19 protein-coding genes are annotated in these 18,274 nt (G+C 63.8%); 11 read left to right on the forward strand and 8 right to left on the reverse strand.

The features are described 5' to 3' along the window. Nucleotides 1-123: 123 nt before the first annotated feature. Complete coding sequence (locus tag FHS84_RS14420) at nt 124-723, reverse strand: PAS domain-containing protein (RefSeq protein WP_166935532.1); 600 nt, start codon at nt 721-723, stop codon at nt 124-126. A gap of 286 nt (nt 724-1,009) precedes the next feature. Here FHS84_RS14420 and FHS84_RS14425 point away from each other — a divergent pair, with 286 nt between their 5' ends. Continuing rightward, nucleotides 1,010-1,627, forward strand: coding sequence for a YqaA family protein (locus FHS84_RS14425; RefSeq protein ID WP_166935534.1), 618 nt, complete (start codon nt 1,010-1,012; stop codon nt 1,625-1,627). A gap of 51 nt (nt 1,628-1,678) precedes the next feature. Next, entirely contained in the window at nt 1,679-2,914 is a 1,236-nt protein-coding gene (locus tag FHS84_RS14430; RefSeq protein ID WP_166935536.1) for an MFS transporter, read from the forward strand. Nucleotides 2,915-2,932: 18 nt separating this feature from the next. Here the strand turns inward: FHS84_RS14430 and FHS84_RS14435 are convergent, their stop codons facing one another. The 4 genes from FHS84_RS14435 to FHS84_RS14450 form a co-directional block, all read right to left on the reverse strand. Next, nucleotides 2,933-3,376, reverse strand: a complete 444-nt coding sequence (locus tag FHS84_RS14435; protein WP_166935538.1) for a chemotaxis protein CheW — start codon at nt 3,374-3,376, stop codon at nt 2,933-2,935. 3 nt (nt 3,377-3,379) lie between these two features. Next, complete coding sequence (locus tag FHS84_RS14440) at nt 3,380-5,245, reverse strand: methyl-accepting chemotaxis protein (RefSeq protein ID WP_243851088.1); 1,866 nt, start codon at nt 5,243-5,245, stop codon at nt 3,380-3,382. 369 nt (nt 5,246-5,614) lie between these two features. Then, entirely contained in the window at nt 5,615-6,280 is a 666-nt protein-coding gene (locus tag FHS84_RS14445) for a DUF1013 domain-containing protein (protein ID WP_208393885.1), read from the reverse strand. A 118-nt stretch (nt 6,281-6,398) separates the two neighbouring features. After that, entirely contained in the window at nt 6,399-7,373 is a 975-nt protein-coding gene (locus FHS84_RS14450; RefSeq protein WP_166935542.1) for an NAD(P)H-quinone oxidoreductase, read from the reverse strand. A gap of 69 nt (nt 7,374-7,442) precedes the next feature. Here FHS84_RS14450 and FHS84_RS14455 point away from each other — a divergent pair, with 69 nt between their 5' ends. After that, on the forward strand, nt 7,443-7,640 hold the full coding sequence (locus FHS84_RS14455) for a DUF1192 domain-containing protein (protein WP_166935544.1): 198 nt from the start codon (nt 7,443-7,445) through the stop codon (nt 7,638-7,640). A 226-nt stretch (nt 7,641-7,866) separates the two neighbouring features. Then, nucleotides 7,867-8,376 carry a protease adaptor protein RcdA gene (rcdA, locus tag FHS84_RS14460; protein ID WP_166935546.1) on the forward strand — a complete coding sequence of 170 codons (510 nt, stop codon included), beginning with the start codon at nt 7,867-7,869 and terminating at the stop codon, nt 8,374-8,376. A 305-nt stretch (nt 8,377-8,681) separates the two neighbouring features. Here rcdA and rpmE read toward each other — a convergent pair whose 3' ends face one another. Further along, nucleotides 8,682-8,906 carry a 50S ribosomal protein L31 gene (gene rpmE, locus FHS84_RS14465; protein WP_166935548.1) on the reverse strand — a complete coding sequence of 75 codons (225 nt, stop codon included), beginning with the start codon at nt 8,904-8,906 and terminating at the stop codon, nt 8,682-8,684. A gap of 131 nt (nt 8,907-9,037) precedes the next feature. Between rpmE and FHS84_RS14470 the strand changes: the two genes are divergently transcribed. Further along, nucleotides 9,038-10,873: an ABC transporter transmembrane domain-containing protein gene (locus FHS84_RS14470; protein ID WP_166935550.1), complete on the forward strand. Its 1,836-nt coding sequence runs from the start codon at nt 9,038-9,040 to the stop codon at nt 10,871-10,873. Nucleotides 10,874-11,056: 183 nt separating this feature from the next. Continuing rightward, complete coding sequence (locus FHS84_RS14475; protein ID WP_166935552.1) at nt 11,057-12,004, forward strand: SMP-30/gluconolactonase/LRE family protein; 948 nt, start codon at nt 11,057-11,059, stop codon at nt 12,002-12,004. Here the strand turns inward: FHS84_RS14475 and kdoO are convergent. Beyond that, nucleotides 12,001-12,831 carry a Kdo hydroxylase KdoO gene (kdoO, locus tag FHS84_RS14480; RefSeq protein WP_243851107.1) on the reverse strand — a complete coding sequence of 277 codons (831 nt, stop codon included), beginning with the start codon at nt 12,829-12,831 and terminating at the stop codon, nt 12,001-12,003. The two genes, FHS84_RS14475 and kdoO, sit on opposite strands and share 4 nt — an antisense overlap. Nucleotides 12,832-12,948: 117 nt before the next feature. After that, nucleotides 12,949-13,644, reverse strand: coding sequence for a response regulator transcription factor CtrA (gene ctrA, locus FHS84_RS14485; RefSeq protein WP_166935556.1), 696 nt, complete (start codon nt 13,642-13,644; stop codon nt 12,949-12,951). Between the two features lie 262 nt (nt 13,645-13,906). On the opposite strand from ctrA, the gene fliI reads away from it, so the two are divergent. The 5 genes from fliI to FHS84_RS14510 all read left to right on the forward strand — a co-directional run bounded on the left by fliI (nt 13,907) and on the right by FHS84_RS14510 (nt 17,941). Beyond that, a complete protein-coding gene (gene fliI / locus FHS84_RS14490) occupies nt 13,907-15,232 on the forward strand; it encodes a flagellar protein export ATPase FliI (RefSeq protein WP_166935558.1) in 1,326 nt (441 codons plus the stop codon). A 6-nt stretch (nt 15,233-15,238) separates the two neighbouring features. Next, nucleotides 15,239-15,667 carry a flagellar FliJ family protein gene (locus FHS84_RS14495; RefSeq protein ID WP_166935560.1) on the forward strand — a complete coding sequence of 143 codons (429 nt, stop codon included), beginning with the start codon at nt 15,239-15,241 and terminating at the stop codon, nt 15,665-15,667. 159 nt (nt 15,668-15,826) lie between these two features. Next, nucleotides 15,827-16,252 carry a DoxX family protein gene (locus FHS84_RS14500; RefSeq protein WP_166935562.1) on the forward strand — a complete coding sequence of 142 codons (426 nt, stop codon included), beginning with the start codon at nt 15,827-15,829 and terminating at the stop codon, nt 16,250-16,252. After that, entirely contained in the window at nt 16,253-16,960 is a 708-nt protein-coding gene (locus FHS84_RS14505; protein WP_208393886.1) for an alpha/beta fold hydrolase, read from the forward strand. An 81-nt stretch (nt 16,961-17,041) separates the two neighbouring features. After that, nucleotides 17,042-17,941 (forward strand): AraC family transcriptional regulator, encoded by a 900-nt coding sequence (locus FHS84_RS14510; RefSeq protein WP_166935564.1) that lies wholly within the window; start codon nt 17,042-17,044, stop codon nt 17,939-17,941. Nucleotides 17,942-18,274 lie beyond the last annotated feature (333 nt).

Below are 18,274 nucleotides of genomic sequence, written 5' to 3' on the forward strand. Positions count from 1 at the left end.
CGAAAACGCCGCGACAATCAAATAGAGCGGCGTGCGCAAAAGTGTAAGCGGTTTTGCGCGAAAACGCCGCGACAATCAAATAGAGCGGCGCACGCTGGCAGAGCCGTCCCGGCGACGCAAGCCTCAACCGGCGGTCGCGGCGAGCCCGAGTTTGGCGCGTGCTTCGGCTTCGACCACGCTCCACGGCCGTTTGCCGTCGAACACGATGCCAACCAGGATGAATTTGGTGAGGCCGCTGTCGGAAACCAGCGGCGCGCATAGATATTCGGCGACCATGTAGGACTTGTCGAAGGTGTCGGCGCGCAACAGGAGGCGCACCGGCTTCAGCGACTTGAGCGCGAGGTCGGCGAACCCGTACCAGCGGTCGAGGAATTTCTCCGGCACCACTTCGTCGACATATTTGCCGGTCAGCTCGCCGTAATATTGCACGATGCCGCTGCCCATCAGGCGGACGCGATAGCGCCGCTGGACGCCTTCGCCGATGCGCTCGTAGATGGCGATGTTGCGCATGAAGGGCTGCAGCTTGCGCGCCGTCATCGCGCCCCGCGCCGGAATGCCGTCCTTGGCCTCGCTCTGCCACAGCGCCAGGAGTTCGGCGAGCATGGCGTGGTCGAAGCCGCAGCTTTCGTCGGCGAGGATCGGCCACGCGCCATGGGCGGCCGCGGCGTTGAAGTCTGCGGCGGTGGCGATTTCGGGCGGGACGATTTTCGGTAAGTGTGCCATACGAATATCCGGGACGGCATACCGCATCCGGACGATTTTCCGGAAATGCGTTATCGCCGCAGTGCTGCGACGTTCGCGTACGGCGTGCAGCGATGCAAGTCTGCAGCGGCCCGGTCCCGCCGCCCCGGATGTCGCGCGCGGCCGGGCGTTGCAGCGAGAACACGATGGGCGCCGGGCGCCTCGAACATTGCAATGGAGACAGGTGCTTGCGGACGGCGGCACCGCGCGCCATGGACGAACGGCGTCGCGGTTGCTAGGAAGAATGCAACCACTGAGGGACTGCGGAATGGTTGACGGTACGGCGGGTGCCAAGCGCGTCGGGCTCATTCGCCGGGGCTACGCCTGGATGATGCAGAAGGCCCAGGGCCGCAACGCCCTGTGGGCGCTGGCCGCCTTCGCCTTCGCCGAAGCCTCGTTCTTCCCGATCCCGCCCGACGTCATGCTGCTGCCGATGATGGTGGCCAACAAGAAGCGCGCCTTCCGCCTCGCCGGCTGGTGTGCCTTGTGGAGCGTGATCGGCGGCTGCTTCGGCTATGCCATCGGCATGTTCTTCTGGGATACCGCGGGGCAGTGGATCATCCACGCCTTCCATATTTCCCAGACCAAGGTCGATCACGTGCGCGACCTCTATCAGTCGAACGCCTATTGGATCGCGGTGCAGGGCCTGACCCCCATTCCGTTCAAGCTGGTGACGATCTCGTCGGGCCTGGCGGGCGTATTCTTCCCCTATTTCCTGTTCTTCGCGGCGCTGGCGCGCACCGTGCGCTTCGTGGTGATCGAAGGGCTGCTGGTCCACTATTTCGGCGATCAGGCCAAGGCGGTGCTCGACAAGTACATGGAGATCGCGTTGGTGATTTTCCTGATTGCGGTGGCGGCGGGAATCCTGCTGGTTGTGCTGGTGTAGAACCCGCGCCGGCCATCAAACCGCCGCGAAAGCGGAGCAGTGGACCGCCCCATGGTGCCCCAACTGGCCTCCATTGCCGCCATCCTGTTCACGACGCTGATTTTCCTCAGCGGCAACGGGCTTCTCAATACGCTGATCCCGGTGCGGGCGAACATCGAGGGCTTCTCGACGCTCGCCATCGGCGTCATCGGCTCGGCCTATTTCGCCGGGTTCCTGATCGGCTGCTTCACCGGTCCGCGCTGGCTGGCGCGCGTCGGTCATGTGCGGACGTTTTCGGTCTGCGCCGGGCTTTGCGCCGCCGCCACCCTGACCCAGTCGATCATCGTCGCGGTTCCGGGCTGGATCATTTTGCGGGCCGCGTTCGGTTTTGCCGCCGCGAACATCTACATCACGCTCGAAAGCTGGCTGAACGATCGCGCCACCAACCAGACGCGCGGCGCGATCTTCTCCTCCTATCTCGGGGTGAATTTCGCCGGCCTGATGATCGGCCAGCTCCTGTTCGCCACCGCGCGGCCGTCGAGCTTCGTGCTGTTCTCGATGGCGTGCATCTTTTACGCCCTGTGCCTGGTGCCGGTCGGCCTCACCGACCAGAAGCAGCCGGCGCCGGCGCCGGTGCCGAAGCTCAGGCCGCTCAAGCTGTTCAAGATCTCGCCGGTCGGCGTCGCCGGTTGCATCGCGGTGGGGCTCGCCAACAACGCGGTGTGGGCGATGGCGCCGGTCTATGCCCAGTCCGAGGGACTGTCGCCCGGTGGCGTCGCGCTGTTCATGGTCGCCTTCACCTTCGGCGGCACGCTGGTGCAGTTGCCGGTGGGGCGGCTGTCGGATCACGTCGACCGGCGCTGGGTGATCGCCGGAACCTGCGCCCTGGCCTCGGCGGCCGGTGTCGCCATCGCCCTGTTCGGCGGCCACGGCAATCTCAACCTGATGTGCGCCATGTTCGGCGTGTTCGGCGTTTTGATGCTGCCGCTTTATGCGCTGTCGGTCGCCCACGCCAACGACCGCATACCGCGCCAGTCCTTCGTCGAGGCTTCGGCGACGCTGCTTTTGATCAACTCGGTTGCGTCGGTGATCGGCCCGACCTTTGCCGCCTCGGTGATGGACCGCTTCGGCGCGCCGGCGCTGTTCTTCTTCACCGCCGCCGTGCATGCGGCGATGCTGGTGTTCACGCTGATCCGGCTCGGCCTGATGAAACCGGCCGGCATCCGGGCACGCTTCACGCCGATGCCGCCGTCGCCGGTCGCGGCCGAACTCGATCCCCGCAAGGCCGAGAAGGAAGACGCGGTTTAGCGTTTTGCCGGTCGCGCTTCAGTTCACCGTCTGGGTCAGTTCGGCGATGCCGAGCAGGGTGACCATGCGCCCGTCGCGCACCGCGATGCCTTCGACGTAGCGGCTGGCGCCGTCGTTCTGCATCATTTCCGGCGGCGGCTGAATCTCTTCGCCTTTGACCGTGATGATGTCCGACACCGCATCGACCAAGAGGCCGGTCTGGCGGTGTTCGGTATCGATCACGATGATGACGTTCTTGGGGGTGGCTTCGGTGCGTCCGAGTCCGAGCCGCGCCTTGAGGTCGATCACCGGCAGCACCGTGCCTCTGAGATTGATGATGCCGCGGACGTAGTTGGGCACGTTCGGCAGCGGCGTGGTGTCGGCCCAGCCGCGGATTTCGCGGATCGCCATGATCGGCGAGGCGAACTCCTGGCCGTTGGCGAGGAAGGTGATGTACTGACGGCTATCGGTTTTCTCGGTCATGGCTCAGAACTCCGTCCAATCGCTGTCGGGTTCGGACGCAAGCGGGGCGGCTGCCGTCGCAACCCGCGCCCCGCCCGCTGCCGCGCGGCGCGCCTGGGGATGGCGCGGCGGCGGCGTTTTCGTGGGTTTGGCGGCGGCCGGGAGTCGAGCCGTATCGCCGACGTTGAAGAAGCCCACGAGGTCCGAAAGAGTGACAGTTTCGTTGGCCAGATTGCGCGAGGCGGCGGTCGATTCTTCGACCATCGCCGCGTTCTGCTGGGTGACGCGGTCCATCTGGCTCACGGCCGCGTTGACCTGTTCGATGCCGGTCGACTGCTGTTCGCCCGCCATGGCGCTGTCGCGCGCCAACGCGTTGATGGCGGCGACCTGCTCGACGATGCGCTTCAGCGCCTCGCCGGATTCGCCCACCAGCTTGACGCCGTCTTCGACATGCTCGCCCGAGGTATTGATCAGCGCCTTGATCTGCTTGGCGGCTTCGCTCGAGCGCTGCGCCAGCGAGCGGACTTCCGAGGCGACCACGGCGAAGCCCTTGCCGGCCTCGCCGGCGCGCGCCGCTTCGACGCCCGCATTCAAGGCGAGCAGGTTGGTCTGGAAGGCGATCTCGTCGATCACGCCGATGATGTCGGTGATCTGGCGCGACGACTGGGCGATGGCGTCCATCGCCTTCACCGCGGCTTCGACGATCTGGCCGCCTTCTTCGGCGACCTCTTTGGTATGGCCGACGGCGTTGCTCGCTTCGTGCGCGTTGGAGGCGGCCTTCTTGACCGAGGCGGTGATTTCCTCCAGCGCCGCGGCGGTTTCTTCGAGCGAGGCGGCCTGTTCTTCGGTGCGATGGGAGAGGTCGTCGGCGGCGGTCGAGATTTCGTTGGCGTTGTCGGCGATCTGGCGGGTCGAACCGAGGACGTTCTTCATCGTGTCCTGAAGATGGTCCATCGCGGTGTTGAAGTTGTGCTTCAGCGTGGCGAAGGCGCCGCTGAGATCGGCGGTGATGCGATGGGTGAGATTGCCCTTGGCGAGATGCTCGAGGCCGGTGCCGATCGAGCCCACGATGGTCCGGGTCTGCTCGTCCTTGGCGTGCTCGGCGGCGGCGAGCTGGTTCTTGAAGCTCGTCATGGCTTCGGCGAGCTGGCCGATTTCGTCCTGCTGGTCGGCATGCGGCACGCGGGCATCGAGATGGCCGGCGGCGAGTTCGCCCATCGCTTCGGTCATGGCGCCGAGCGGTTTCGAAATCCCGCGCACCAGCACGACGCCGGCGGCGATGCAGATGGCGATGGCGATGACCAGGGCGAGCAGGATGGCGGTGCGGGCGGTGGCGTAGGTGGCTTCGCTGCGGTTGCCGGAGGCGATGCCGGAGTCATGGTTGTAGGTCACGTCGTCGTCGGTCGCCGCGATGATGTCGCCGAATTCGCGCTTCATCGGCCCCATGAAATAGGCGATGGCGGCGTCCTTGCCCTGCGACTTGAGGATGTCCTCCAGTTTGGACTGCATCGGGTCGTAGTCGGCCCGCTCGGCGAGGATCTTTTCGACCTTGGCCTTTTCCACGGCGGTGTCGGCCGTCGGCATGTATCGGTTCCAGGCCTCGTCCGCCTGGCTTTGGTAGCCGCGCATATCCTTGAGGGCGGTGGCGCGCTGGTCCTCCGAAGTGGACATGACGAAGTTGGCTTCGGCGACCCGGTAGCGGGTGAGGAAGTACTCGAAGCGGCTCAGCGAGCTGATGGCCGGCATCCAGTTGTCGCGAACGTCTCGCGATGACGCGTTGAGGGACGACAGACTGACGATCGCGAACACCCCCAGCGCCGCGGTGATCGCCAGAACCCCCGCAAACACGCCAACAAGTTTCTTGCTCACGGACAAATCTTTGAAGCGCATGACTTTTCTCCCCGCCCGGCGAGATGGGATGCCCGTTTTCGCCGCTTGCGGGTGGATATTCGCGCTTGAAATTTAATGACCGGTAATGATGAACACCGCGGTTCGCCTGTGAATTCGCAACGCGTGTTAGCCGAAATTTCTCAAGGCAATTCAAGCGTGTAGCGCAAAGCTTCCGGGTCCGGTCCAGGATGGACCGGTTATCCCGTTGGTTAAGCTGTGCAATTTTCAGCAAATGCGAACGAGACGCAAACCCATATCGCGGCGGGTGCGCCTGCTAGAATTTGTGCAACTGTAAAACGTGTGGCGATCAACCACAGAGATTCCGGCCGGACCCGGCGTTGTAAGCCGGGCCTCGTCCGCTCCTGCCGTTCAGGCCTCGCTGTCCTCGCCGGTTTCGGCGACCGGCTCTGCCGCGGGCGTCTCGGCCGCCGGGGCGCCCGGCAGGTCGTGCAGCGGCAGCAGGGTCGTGCCGGCCTTGGCGGCGCGCTTTTCGGCGCGTTCGCGCTTGGCTTCGGCGCGGGAAACCGCAAGGTCGAGTTCGAGCTGGCTGCACAGGCCGAGCGTCACCGGGTCGACCGCCTTGATGTTGGTGGCGTTCCAGTGCGAGCGCTCGCGGATCTTCTGGATGGTGGCCTTGGTGGTGCCGATCAGCTTGATGATGTCGGCATCGGGCATTTCGGGGTGATTGCGCAGAATCCAATAGACCGCATCGGGCTTGTCCTGGCGCTTCGACACCGGGGTATAGCGTGGCGCCTTCTTCTGCTTGACCACCGGCATTTTGTGCTTCGGCGGGGCCATTTTCAGGCGGACTTTGGGATCCTTCTCGGCGGCTTCGATCTGCTCGCGCGTCAGCTGGCCGGCCGAAACGGGGTCCATGCCCTTGATGCCTTTGGCGACGTCCTCGTCGGCGATGCCTTTCACTTCGAGCGGATGCAAGCCGCAGAAATCGGCGATCTGGTCGAAGGAGAGTGAGGTGTTGTCCACCAGCCAGACGGCGGTGGCTTTCGGCATCAAAGGCTTCTGTTCGGCGGCCATGATAATTTTCTCCCATTGCCGGGGAAGGTCTTCATCCCTCCACCCGACCTCGTGAAGCGTGAAGCTTTCGAGGAATGTACGAGGTTGTAACCGGGAAGAAGACGGAAGGGAAGGGGGTTTACACCGTCAGCAGAATCTTCCCGAAATGGCCGGTTTTGGCCATATGGGCGTGGGCGGCCGCGGCCTCGGCGAGCGGGAAAACGCGGTCGACCACCGGCTTGATGGCGCCGATTTCGATCAACGGCCACACCGTCTTCAACAGGGCATCGCGCAACGCCCGTTTTTCCTCGGGACTGCGTCCGCGCAGCGTCGTTGCCGTCAAGGTCAGGCGCTTGGCCAGCATCAGGCGGAAGTCGACCGTGGCCGTCGAGCCTTTCTGGTAGGCGATGTTGACGATCCGTCCTTTGGTCGCCGCCGCTGCGAAATTGCGGACGATGTAATCGCCGCCGACCATGTCGAGGATGACGTCGGCGCCGCGCCCGGCGGTCGCCGCCAGCACTTCTTCGACGAAATCGTCCGTATGATGATCGATCGCCAGCATCGCGCCCAGCCGTTCGCATTTTTCGCAGCGCTCGGCGCCGCCCGCGGTGGTCAGCACTTTGGCGCCCAGCGCCGCCGCAAGCTGGATGGCGGCCGAACCGACGCCGCTCGATCCGCCGTGGATCAGCACGGTTTCCTTGCTCCTGAGACCGCCGGCATCGATCAGATTGGTCCAGGCGGTGAAGAGGGCTTCCGGCAGTGCCGCGGCCTCGATCAGATCGACGCCCGCCGGCAGCGGCAGCACCGAGCCTTCGTCGACGCGGGCATATTCGGCATAGCCGCCGCCGGGAAGCAGGGCGCACACCTTGTCGCCGATGCGGAACGGCGAGTCCGCCGCCGCTTCGGCAATCTCGCCCGAGACTTCGAGACCCAATGTGTCGGGTGCGCCCGCGGGCGGAGGATACTTGCCTTTGGCTTGCAACAGATCGGCGCGATTGAGGCCTGCGGCGGCGACCTTGATCAGGACTTGGCCGGGACCGGGCACCGGCGTTTCGCGCTCCGCCAGCGTCAGCGTGTAGTCGGGTCCGGGATTTACGACGGTAACGGCGCGCATTTTTGTGGTCTTGCGAACGATCGTTTCCAGGCTAGAAATTAGCAGCGTTCGAGGAGTGTGCAAAACGCCATGGCGATCGATCCTGAAGAATTGCTGCCGCGCAAGAAACCGGCCGAAATCGTGCTCGGCGAGGATCTTTCCGCAATGTCGGAATTCGAGCTGGCGGCGCGCATCGGCATGCTGGAAGCCGAAATCGCCCGCTGCCGCGACGCAATTGCGGCCCGCCAGGCGACGAAATCGGCCGCCGACGCGTTCTTCAAGCGCTAGAGTTGAGCGCCAGCGTATGCGGCGATTTCCCGTCCGAAAGCGCGACAATCCTGGAATCGTAAAATCGCGCGAAAGATCCTTAACGGGATCGTCATCATTAATATCGACAACTATCCGTTGCCTTGATGCCACCGGCTATAGTGTTAACCGGCGGAATGATGCATCTCCATCTTGCGCGGACGAAGCGAGTTGATAGCTTTATGCGCCGGTGGAGCGGGGCGTACACATGAACACTCTCGACGACGAGGCCATTCGCGATCTCACAGTGCAGTCGTTCACCGGTTCGGTGCTGTTTCAGCGCACCTTCGACGAAGGCATGAGTCTGGTGGAAGAGACGGCGCGTTATCTCGACGGGCCGGGCCGCGAAGAGCAGCGTCATCTGCCGCGCAAGACCGCGATGCTCTATGCCGGCGAATCCATGCGCGTCACCACGCGTTTGATGCAGGCCGCTTCGTGGCTGTTGGTGCAGCGTGCGGTGTCCGAAGGCGACATGAAGGTCGAAGACGCCCAGAGCGATCGCTATCGCCTCGGCTCCAAGGAAATCTGTTTCGGCGGCGGTCCGTCGGATGCGGTGGAAGGACTGCCGGTAAAGTTGCAGGATCTTCTCTCCCGCAGCGACGATCTCTACCGCCGCATCGCCCGTCTCGACGATGTCCTGTTCGGCAAAGCCGAAATCCCCGCCGGCGCCCGCGGCGCCATGGCGATGCTCGAACGCGCGTTCTCCGCGCCGCAGTAACACCACCTGTCATCCCGGACGCGCTGCGTCTTTCCTCCCCCGCGGTGTCGCGGTCGATGAGCCGTACCCTGTTGCAATAGCGGGGGAGGTGCTGATCGAGCGTGAGCGAGAGAAGCGGAGGGGGGATTGCTCTGCTGTCTGTTCGGGCCCCCCTCCGTCCGCTTCGCGTCCACCTCCCCCGCTATTCGCAGAACATGTCGGTCGAGCGTCAAAGCTCCGCGGGGGGGGAAAGAGCTGCCCAAAAACAAAAATAGCGAACAAGGCGTCCCCTGCTCGCTATCTTGCAAACTCGATTTTCGTGTCGATTACGACTTCACGAAATTCCCGAACTTCTTGTTGAAGCGGGTCAGACGGCCGCCGCGGTCGAGCAGCTGCTGCTGGCCGCCGGTCCAGGCCGGATGCGTCGACGGATCGATGTCGAGGGTCAGCTTCTGGTCGGCCGTACCCCAGGTCGTGCGCGTGCGATAGGACGTGCCGTCGTTCAGCTGCACGTTGACGAAATGGTAGTTGGGGTGAATGCCCTTTTTCATGGCTGAGCCTTCTCACGTCGTAAAGAGGCGGGGCTTATAGGGGATCGAAGCTGGGCACGCAAGGCTGACGGGTGCGGTTTAAACCCCCGCAACACATCCTATATTGAGGGCCAACCCAAGAGGCCCAAGCCATGGCGGAATCGGGCGCGGAATACGCCGAACAGGTGCAATACGTCGCACAGGGCAGAGCCAAGGGCCGGTCCCTCAAGCCCTTGAAGACGCTGGTTCCCTTCCTCAAGCCCTACCGCGGTGCGATCGCCGCGGCGGCGCTCGCCATGGTGGTGGCGGCCGGCGCCACCCTGGTGATGCCCGCCATGCTCCGGGGCCTGGTCGACCGCGGCTTTTCCGCCTCCCAGATCAAGGAAATCTCCCATTATTTCTTCCTCTTCCTGGCCGCGGCGGGGGTGATGGGCTTTGCCGGTGCCACAAGGTTCTATTTCGTCACCTGGATCGGCGAGCGGGTGGTGGCCGACATCCGCAAGGCGGTCTACGCCCACGTCCTCGACCTGACGCCCGCATTTTTCGAGATCACCCGCACCGGCGAGGTGCTGTCGCGGCTTTCCGCCGACACCACCCTGGTGCAGACGGTGATCGGCTCCTCGGCCTCGTTCGCCATCCGCAATGTGTTGATGGCGGTGGCGGGCATCGCGCTGATGTTCTTCACCAGCTGGAAGCTGACGGGGCTGGTGGTGGCGGGCGTGCTGGTGGTGATCCTGCCGCTGATCCTGTTCGGGCGCTGGGTGCGCAAGCTCAGCCGTCTCAGTCAGGACAAGCTCGCCGATACCTCGGCCCATGCCAGCGAAACCTTGAACGCGGTGGCGACGGTGCAGGCCTTCACCCGCGAAGGCGACGAGCGCAAGCGCTACGGCACCGCGGTGGAAGACGCCTTTGTGGTTGCGATCCTGCGCACCCGTGCCCGCGCGGTGATGACCGCGGTGGCGACGTTCGCCGTGTTCGGCTGCATTGTCGGCGTCGGCTGGGTCGGCGCCCAAAGCGTGCTCGACGGCACCATGACCCCCGGCCAACTGGTGCAGTTCATCATCTACGCCATCCTGGTCGGCGGTGCGTTTGCCGCGGTCAGCGAGTTGTGGGGCGATCTGCAGCGCGCCGCCGGGGCCTCCGAGCGTCTGGTCGAACTTCTCACCGTGCCGCCCGCCATCGTGGCGCCGCTCCATCCCAAGGTTCTGCCGAGCCCGGCTCGCGGTGTCGTGCATTTCGAAAACGTCGAGTTCCGCTATCCCTTGCGCCCCGACACCGCGGCGTTGAACGGGTTCTCGCTGCATGTCGAGCCGGGCGAAGCGGTGGCGCTGGTCGGTCCTTCCGGCGCCGGCAAATCGACGGTGTTTCAGCTTCTGCTCCGCTTCTATGCGGCGCAGCAGGGCCGTATCGCCTTCGACGGTCTCGATATCGCCGATCTCGATCCGCACGATCTGCGCCGCGCGATTGCCATGGTGGCGCAGGACCCGGTGATCTTCTCCGGCACCATCGCCGACAATATCCGCTACGGCCGTCCCGAAGCCTCCGAGGCCGATGTGCGGGCTGCGGCCGATGCCGCCGCGGCGCTCGAATTCGTCGAAAAGCTGCCCGACGGTTTCGCCACCCGTCTCGGCGAACGCGGCGTGTCGCTGTCGGGCGGCCAGCGCCAGCGCCTCGCCATCGCCCGCGCCATGCTGCGCAACGCGCCGCTGTTGTTGCTCGACGAAGCCACCTCCGCGCTCGACGCCGAGAACGAACGGCTGGTGCAGCAAGGTCTCGCCAATCTGATGGAAGGGCGTACCACCCTCGTCATCGCCCATCGCCTCGCCACCATCCAGCGCTTGAAGCGCATCGTGGTGATGGACCAGGGCAAAGTGGCGGACGCGGGCAGTCACGACGATCTTGTGGCCAAAGGCGGCCTTTACGCGCGATTGGCAAGCCTGCAGTTTTCGGGCGCAGGGGCACAAAAAGAGGATGTCATTCCCGGCTGAGCCAAGGCGCGTCAGCGCTGAGCGAAGGGAAGGGAACCCAGGTGAAAATCACCGCACCCTTTAGCCGAACGAGTGACATTGCCGGTTCTTTAACGCCGGAGCATTGTAGGCACCTGGGTCCCCTTCCCCTCGCTGCGCTGCGCTGGCTCAGCCGGGGATGACAGGGTTTAGCGGGAAATGACCATGCACAAATCACTTTGGCGCCGTATCGCCATCACCGTGTCGGCGATGCTGATCGTGCTGCTCATCGCTGCGAGTTACCGCTTCGTGGCCTCGCGCGGGTTCTTCGCGTCGGTCGACGACAAGACGCCCGCGTCGTGCCGCGCCGTGGCGGGAATCGCCGGCGTGCGCGATATCGCCATCGACGGTGCCGGCATTGCCTATCTCGCCGCCAAGGACGGGCTTTATGTCTTCAGTGGCAGCAGCGCCAAGCGGCTTGCCGGGACACCCAAAGCGTTCGATCCCGCGGCGCTGGCGATCGGGGCCGACGGTGCCTTCACCGTGCTGTTCCGCCAGGACGGGCTGTGGGAAGTCTCGGTGTTCGGCGCGCCCGCACCCGGTCAGGTCCGGGAAATGGGACGGCTCTCCGCCGACATCCTCACCGATCCTGCCGATCTCGCGGTGCTGCCGGCGGGACGCTTCTATTTCGTCAACACCCATTCCACCCGCACGGCGCTCGGCCGCTGGCTCGACGATTCGTTCCTGATTCCGCGCGCCGAAGTGACCTATTTCGACGGCATGAAATTCATTCCCGTCGCCAAGCGCCTGACATCGCCCGCGGGCATCGCGGTGGCGATGGACATGAGCCATCTTTACGTCGCCCAGGAACTGCCGCGCAGTATCGTCAGCTTCACGCGCAACGATTTCACCGGCGCGCTCAGCAACGCCACCCTGTTCGATCTTCCCGCTGCGCCGACGAAAATTACCGTCGCCAAGGACGGCAGCCTGATCGTCGCGGCGTGGCCGAAGCAGGGCGCCGGCGCGGTCTATCGCGTGCGCGTCGCCGATGGCGTGCCGCAAAGTGCCGAGCTGCTCTATGCCGCGAAGAGCGAACCGGTTACCGCCGCCGCCGAAGCGAGCGGCCATCTCTTGATCGGATCGGACAAGAAACTCTTGGATTGCCGGCTTTAAACCAGCCGCCGTCCCGTCATCCGTTCCAGAATCCGTAGCGGCGAGCGGTCCGGTTCGGCCATGGCTTCGACCGGCAGCAGGAATGTCTGTTCCAGCGCGTGCTGGCCTTTGAGCGCGGCGTGCAGCACCACGTCGGTGTAGCAGATCCATACCGTTCCGGCTGCGAAGGTCTGCGGCCGTTTCGGGCATTGCGCTTGGTAGTCGGGATCGCGCTTGAGGGTGTCGTGCAGGCCGAGCATCAGATCGTCGTAGGGGCTGCGCCGTCCTGTGGTGGCGCCGACCGCGGCATAAAGCGCATTCAGGATCGGCGGATTGGGCGTCAGGTCCGGCAGGAAGCGCGCCGCCATGTCGGCGAACGGCTCGCCGGTGGTCCAATGCCGCGGCGCGTGCGAGTGGACGTTGGCGAACACCCGCAGGATGCGTTTGCCGCGCGTCGGATTGGCAGGGAAGGCGTCGACATGCAGACGGGTGTCGTCCTTCAGCGGCGACACTGCGCGCCCTTCGATTTCGGCGGGGCGGAAACTGGTGCGGCCTTTGACGAGCGCGCCGCGATAATGCGGGGCGATGGCTTCCACGGTGTCGCGGGCGAACGCGGCAAAGCGCGCCATCATGGTTTTAAGCCGCATCCGTACCGCTGCGGACCCTGCGGCATGTTTGAGGCGCCGGTCGGGCGACAGGCTGATGTTCTTGGCGCCGCTGAGCAAGGCCGGATCGCGCAGGGCGAGTTCCTGGGGATGAAGGGCAAAGCCGCCCGGCAGCATGACGATCCGCCCGCCCTCGAGGGCTGCGGTGGCCGAACGCGCATCGGGGGCCCAGACACACACCATCACCGACGATAATGCGCCGCGGCCGATTTGGTGCCGGGAACAATGCCCCCTAAACCGGCACGCCAATAAAAAGGGCGCCTTGCGGCGCCCCTTTTCACTGCCCCCTGAACTTGGCTTTTACGATGCCAATGCTTCTTCGGAGGGATCGCGCAGCACGTAGCCGCGGCCCCAGACCGTTTCGATGTAATTGTCGCCGTTGGTGGCGGCGGCGAGCTTCTTGCGGAGCTTGCAGATGAAGACGTCGATGATCTTCAGTTCCGGCTCGTCCATGCCGCCGTAGAGATGATTGAGGAACATTTCCTTCGTCAGGGTCGTACCCTTCCGCAAGGAGAGTAGTTCCAGCATCTGATATTCTTTGCCGGTGAGGTGTACGCGCTGGCCGTCGACTTCGACGGTCTTGGCGTCAAGGTTAACCACCAGCTTGCCGGTGGTGATCACCGACTGGCTGTGGCCCTTGGAGCGGCGCACCACGGCCTGGATACGGGCGACCAGCTCGTCCTTGTGGAACGGCTTGGTCATATAGTCGTCGGCACCGAAGCCGAGGGCCTTGACCTTGGCTTCGACGATCGCGTTGCCCGAGAGAATGAGCACCGGCGTCTGCACTTTGGCGACGCGAAGGCTCTTCAAGACCTCGAAGCCGCTCATATCCGGAAGCTGCAGGTCGAGTATGATGATGTCATAATCGTACAGCTTGCCGAGATCGATCCCCTCCTCGCCCAGATCCGTCGTGTAGACGTTGAAGCCTTCCGACCGCAGCATCAACTCGATGCTGCGTGCCATGGCGCTATCGTCTTCGATCAGGAGCACGCGCATGTCAGACCCCTTTTGGTCGTGAAGCCGGCGACTTTTTTCGACCGGACTGGTTAACCACTCTAATCAAGGTAACCGACAATGGTTAACATCCTCTTTTTGTCACAGCAAAAGTTTCAGAGAATGCGAACGGGACTTAACAGCCCTTCAGGAACCATACCGGAAAGCGGGAACCATCCCCTTGATTCAATTTATTAACTTTACTCTCACTTAAGGGGCTTGCGGGCAAGATGGGGTTTCTACGACGCGCAGAAAGGTCGCGGGAATGCAGTCTTTGCTTCAAGAAATCGAGGCTATTGCCCCTATGCGGCGGTTCGGCCGGGTGGCGCGCGTCGAAGGCCTGATGGTCGAAGTGACCGGCGCGATCGGCGCCGTGAGCATGGGCGGAACGGTCCGCCTCAACCCCTCCAGCGGGCACTCGATTCCGGCCGAAGTGGTCGGTTTCCGCGACGGCAAAGCGCTCGCCATGCCGATGGGCGTCCTTGACGGTATGTCCTTGGGCGCGCGAGCAGATTTCGAAAACCGGCCGTCCGTGATCTTCCCCTGTCTGGGCTGGATGGGGCGCATTCTCGATGCTTTCGGCAACCCCACCGACGGGCTCGGCCCCTTGCCGATGGGTCCGACCGCCTATCCGATCAAAGCCCAGCCGCCTGCGGCGCAATCGCGCAACCGGGTCGGCGGCAAGCTCGATCTCGGGGTGCGGGCGCTCAACGCCTTCGTGACCTGCTGCGAAGGCCAGCGCATGGGCATCTTCGCCGGTTCCGGCGTCGGCAAATCGACGCTGATGGCGATGCTGGCGCGTTATTCCGAAGCCGACGCCATCGTCATCGGACTGATCGGCGAACGCGGCCGCGAATTGAAGGAATTCGTCGAAGACGATCTCGGCGTTGCCGGCATGAAGCGCTCGGTCGTCGTCGCCGCAACCTCCGACGAGCCGCCGCTGGTGCGCCGTCAGGCGGCGTACACCGCGATGACGGTCGCCGAACAACTGCGTGACTCCGGCCTCAATGTGCTTCTGATGATGGACTCGATCACCCGCTTTGCCATGGCGCAAAGAGAGATCGGTTTGTCCGCCGGCGAGCCGCCGTCGTCGAAAGGTTATACGCCGACCGTGTTCGCCGAACTGCCGCGCCTCTTGGAGCGCGCCGGTCCCGCGCAAGCGGGATGCGAAGGTTCGATTACCGGTCTGTTTACGGTTCTGGTCGAAGGCGACGATCACAACGAACCGATTTCCGACGCTGTTCGCGGCATTCTCGACGGCCACATCGTGCTCGATCGTGCCATTGCGGAACGGGGCCGGTTTCCGGCGATTAACATCCTGCGCTCGGTCAGCCGTACCATGCCGGGCTGCAACAACGAGCAGGAGCGCGAGATCATCCGGGAATCGCGCAAGTCGATCGCGACCTATGAAGACATGGCCGAACTGATACGCCTCGGTGCGTACAAATCCGGGACAAATCCGGAAGTCGACCACGCCATCCAGCTGCATCCGCTTTTCGAAAAATTTCTCGGTCAGCGAAAGGACGAGCGCTGCTCGTTAACCGAAGGGTATCAGGAGTTGGGCACAATACTCGCGGGTGGGCAAAGGTAAGGCGATATGAAGAAACAGGACACGCTTCTCCGTCTCAGGCGCTTTCGCGTCGATGAGCTCAAGCGCCGTATGGCGACGCTCGACGGCATGAAGGCCGATATGGAGAAGAAGCTCGCCGATCTCGAGGACAGCGTCGCGCGCGAACGTCAGCGTGCGTCCGACACCGACATCGGCCGTCTTGCCTTTCCGTCGTTCTTGAAGTCGATCGAAATCCGGCGCGAGAAGCTGAAGGACACGCTCAGGGATCTCGATCGCGAACGTGCCGCCTGCCAGGAAGAATTGACCAGCGCCTATCAGGATCTGAAGAGCCTCGAATTCGCCAACGAACAGCAGGAAAAGCGCCTCGCCGAGATCGAGGCCCGCCGGGCTCAGGCGCGGCTCGACGAAATGGCCCTGGTCCGCCATCTGCGCAAGCACGCGCTCCGGGCCGGGTGAAACACGCAAATTGCGAATACGAATAGCGAGCAGGGGACGCCCCGCTCGCTATTTTTGTATCTGGCCCCCCCTGCGACAATCCCGATCCCCACATCGCTATCCGCGCTCCGCACGGTCAACTAAAATGTCCCGTCTTGGGACACGTTTTCGGGGTTCGTCATGTCCATCTCGGATACCCTTAGCCCCCTCATCGGGCGGCTGGCTTTCGGCTGGTTTTTTCTCAGCCAGGTCGCGATTTACGGCGGCAACTGGGGCGGCACGATCGATCTGATGACGTTTCGCGGCATTCCCGGTGCGCCGTTCATCCTGATCGTGGCCCTGCTGCTCGTCACCATGGGCGCGATCTCGCTGATCTTCGGCTTCCACGCCCGCTACGGCGCCTTGATCCTTTTCACCGTCACTGCGGTGACGATGGTGGTGCTGCACGACTGGTGGCGGATCTACGACAACCCGAGCGAGCGCGCCCGCGAGTTCGAACTCTTCGCCTGCCACGCCGCCATCGCCGGCGGCCTCCTGATGCTGATCGGCTTAGGCCCCGGCCCCGTCGCCGTCGACAACCGCGGCAGAGGCGGGGGGCGGAAGTAAGTGGGAGTTTTGCCGAGGCAGGCCGCGATCACCATCGACGGTATTCCGGCCGTCCTGTGGGGTCCGTCCAGCGCGCATATCCTGATTGCCGTGCACGGACTGATGTCGCGCAAGGACGACACCGTCATCGCCGTTCTCGCCGAAGCGGCGGTGGCCAAGGGCTATCGGGTGCTGAGTTTCGATCTGCCGGAGCATGGCGCGCGTGCCGGCGAAGACTGCGCCTGTACTCCAACCAACGGTGTGCGTGATCTTCTGCGCATTGCTTCATACGCTGCGGGCTTGGCGCCGACCGTCAGCCTGTTCGCGTGCAGCCTGGGCGCCTATTTCGGTCTGCGCGCCGTTGCGTCGTTCAAGAAGGCCTTCTTCCTGTCGCCGATGGTGGACATGCAGCGCCTCATCGCCGGGATGATGGCGGCGGCCGGTGTCGACGAAGCCCGCCTTGCCGCGGAAAAGCACATCCCGATGCCGCAAGGCCCGGCGCTGGATTGGGACTACTATTGCGACGTCAAATCCCATCCCATCACGGATTGGGCCGTACCGACTTCCATTCTCTACGGCGGCCGCGACGCCTTGATGCCGCGCGAGATCATTGCGGCGTTTGCGCACCGCTTCGGCTGCGATCTCCGCATCCTCGAAGACGCCGAGCACTTCTTCCACACCTACGAACAGATCGCGGGCTACCGGAAGTGGCTTGGTGATGTGCTCTAGAATTGCATACCCCTATTGCGCTTGCCGCGTTTTCATCGGTCTTGCGGTGGGCGATAGTGCGCCGTCATCACCGGTGCCCGCATGCAAGTCCTCACTCCCACCGCTCAGGAATACCGGCGCCGCATTTGTCTGGCGATGAACTACATCAGCGCCCATCTCGACGCCGATCTGTCGCTCGACGACATCGCCCGCCACGCCGCGTTCTCGCCGTTCCATTTCCATCGCATCTTCAAGGCCGTCACCGGCGAGACGGTGGCCGAGTTCACCCGCCGCCTGCGCCTCGAGACGGCGGCGAACCAGCTTCTCACCCAGCGCCGCCAGCCGATCACGGCCATCGCGCACGCCTGCGGCTTTTCTTCGTCGCAGAACATGGCCAAGGCCTTCCGCCTCCACTTCGGCCGGACCCCGACCGCGTATCGCAATAGCAAGATCGGAAACATCTCCAGCAATCCCGAAGACGCGCTCGCCGCCGCCGTCGACTACTCCTCGCGCAATCAACCGATGAGGAGTGACATGAAAGCGGACATTCAAACCCTGCCGGATTACGACGTGGCCTTCGTGCGCAAGCTCGGGCCGTACGGCAAAGAGATTTGCGAAGCGGCGTTCGGCGAACTGATGGCGTGGGCGGGACCGAAAGGTTTGCTCGGGCGCGAAACGATGCTCGGGGTTTACTGGGACAATCCCGAAGTGACGCCGCCGGAGAAGTGCCGCACCGATGCTTGTCTCACCGTGCCCGCCGGTTTCCCGCGCGAGCGCCCGATGAGTTTTCAGCGCATTCCCGGCGGACCGCATGCGGTCTGTCATTTCGAGATCGGGCCGGACGGATTCGGCAAAGCGTGGGAAGATGCCTTCGCCTGGTTCGTCGCCGGCGGCTACGAATGCGCCGACCGCCCGTGTTTCGAACGCTACGGCGCCAGCCCCGAGCACAACGGCGGCCTCTGGTCGCTCGACATCTGCATCCCGCTGAAGCAGAAAGTATAGCAAAATCAGCGTTTTTTTTGCTCCTTCTTTTCTGCCCTCCACGGGCGCAAGGTTTTTCACACCGGCACTAGGACCGTGGGGGGAAGTGTCTGCGAAGCAGACGAAGGGGGGCGCCCTTGCGCGAAGATAATCTCCCCTTTGCTTCGCTTCGCTCAGCACTTCCCCCCGCGTTCTAAGTGCCAACGCAGAAAACTCGTGCGCCCGCGTGGGGCAGAAAAGAGAGAGTCGCATTCACCAATTCATCATTGTGACGCGTTTCATTCGTCCATCTTGCGGAAATTATTGCGGCTGCGTCTCGCAACTAGGTGCAGAAAAATAGTTTTCCTCACGTCT

This window comes from Rhizomicrobium electricum, from assembly GCF_011762045.1.
GTDB classification, from domain to species: Bacteria; Pseudomonadota; Alphaproteobacteria; order Micropepsales; family Micropepsaceae; genus Rhizomicrobium; species Rhizomicrobium electricum.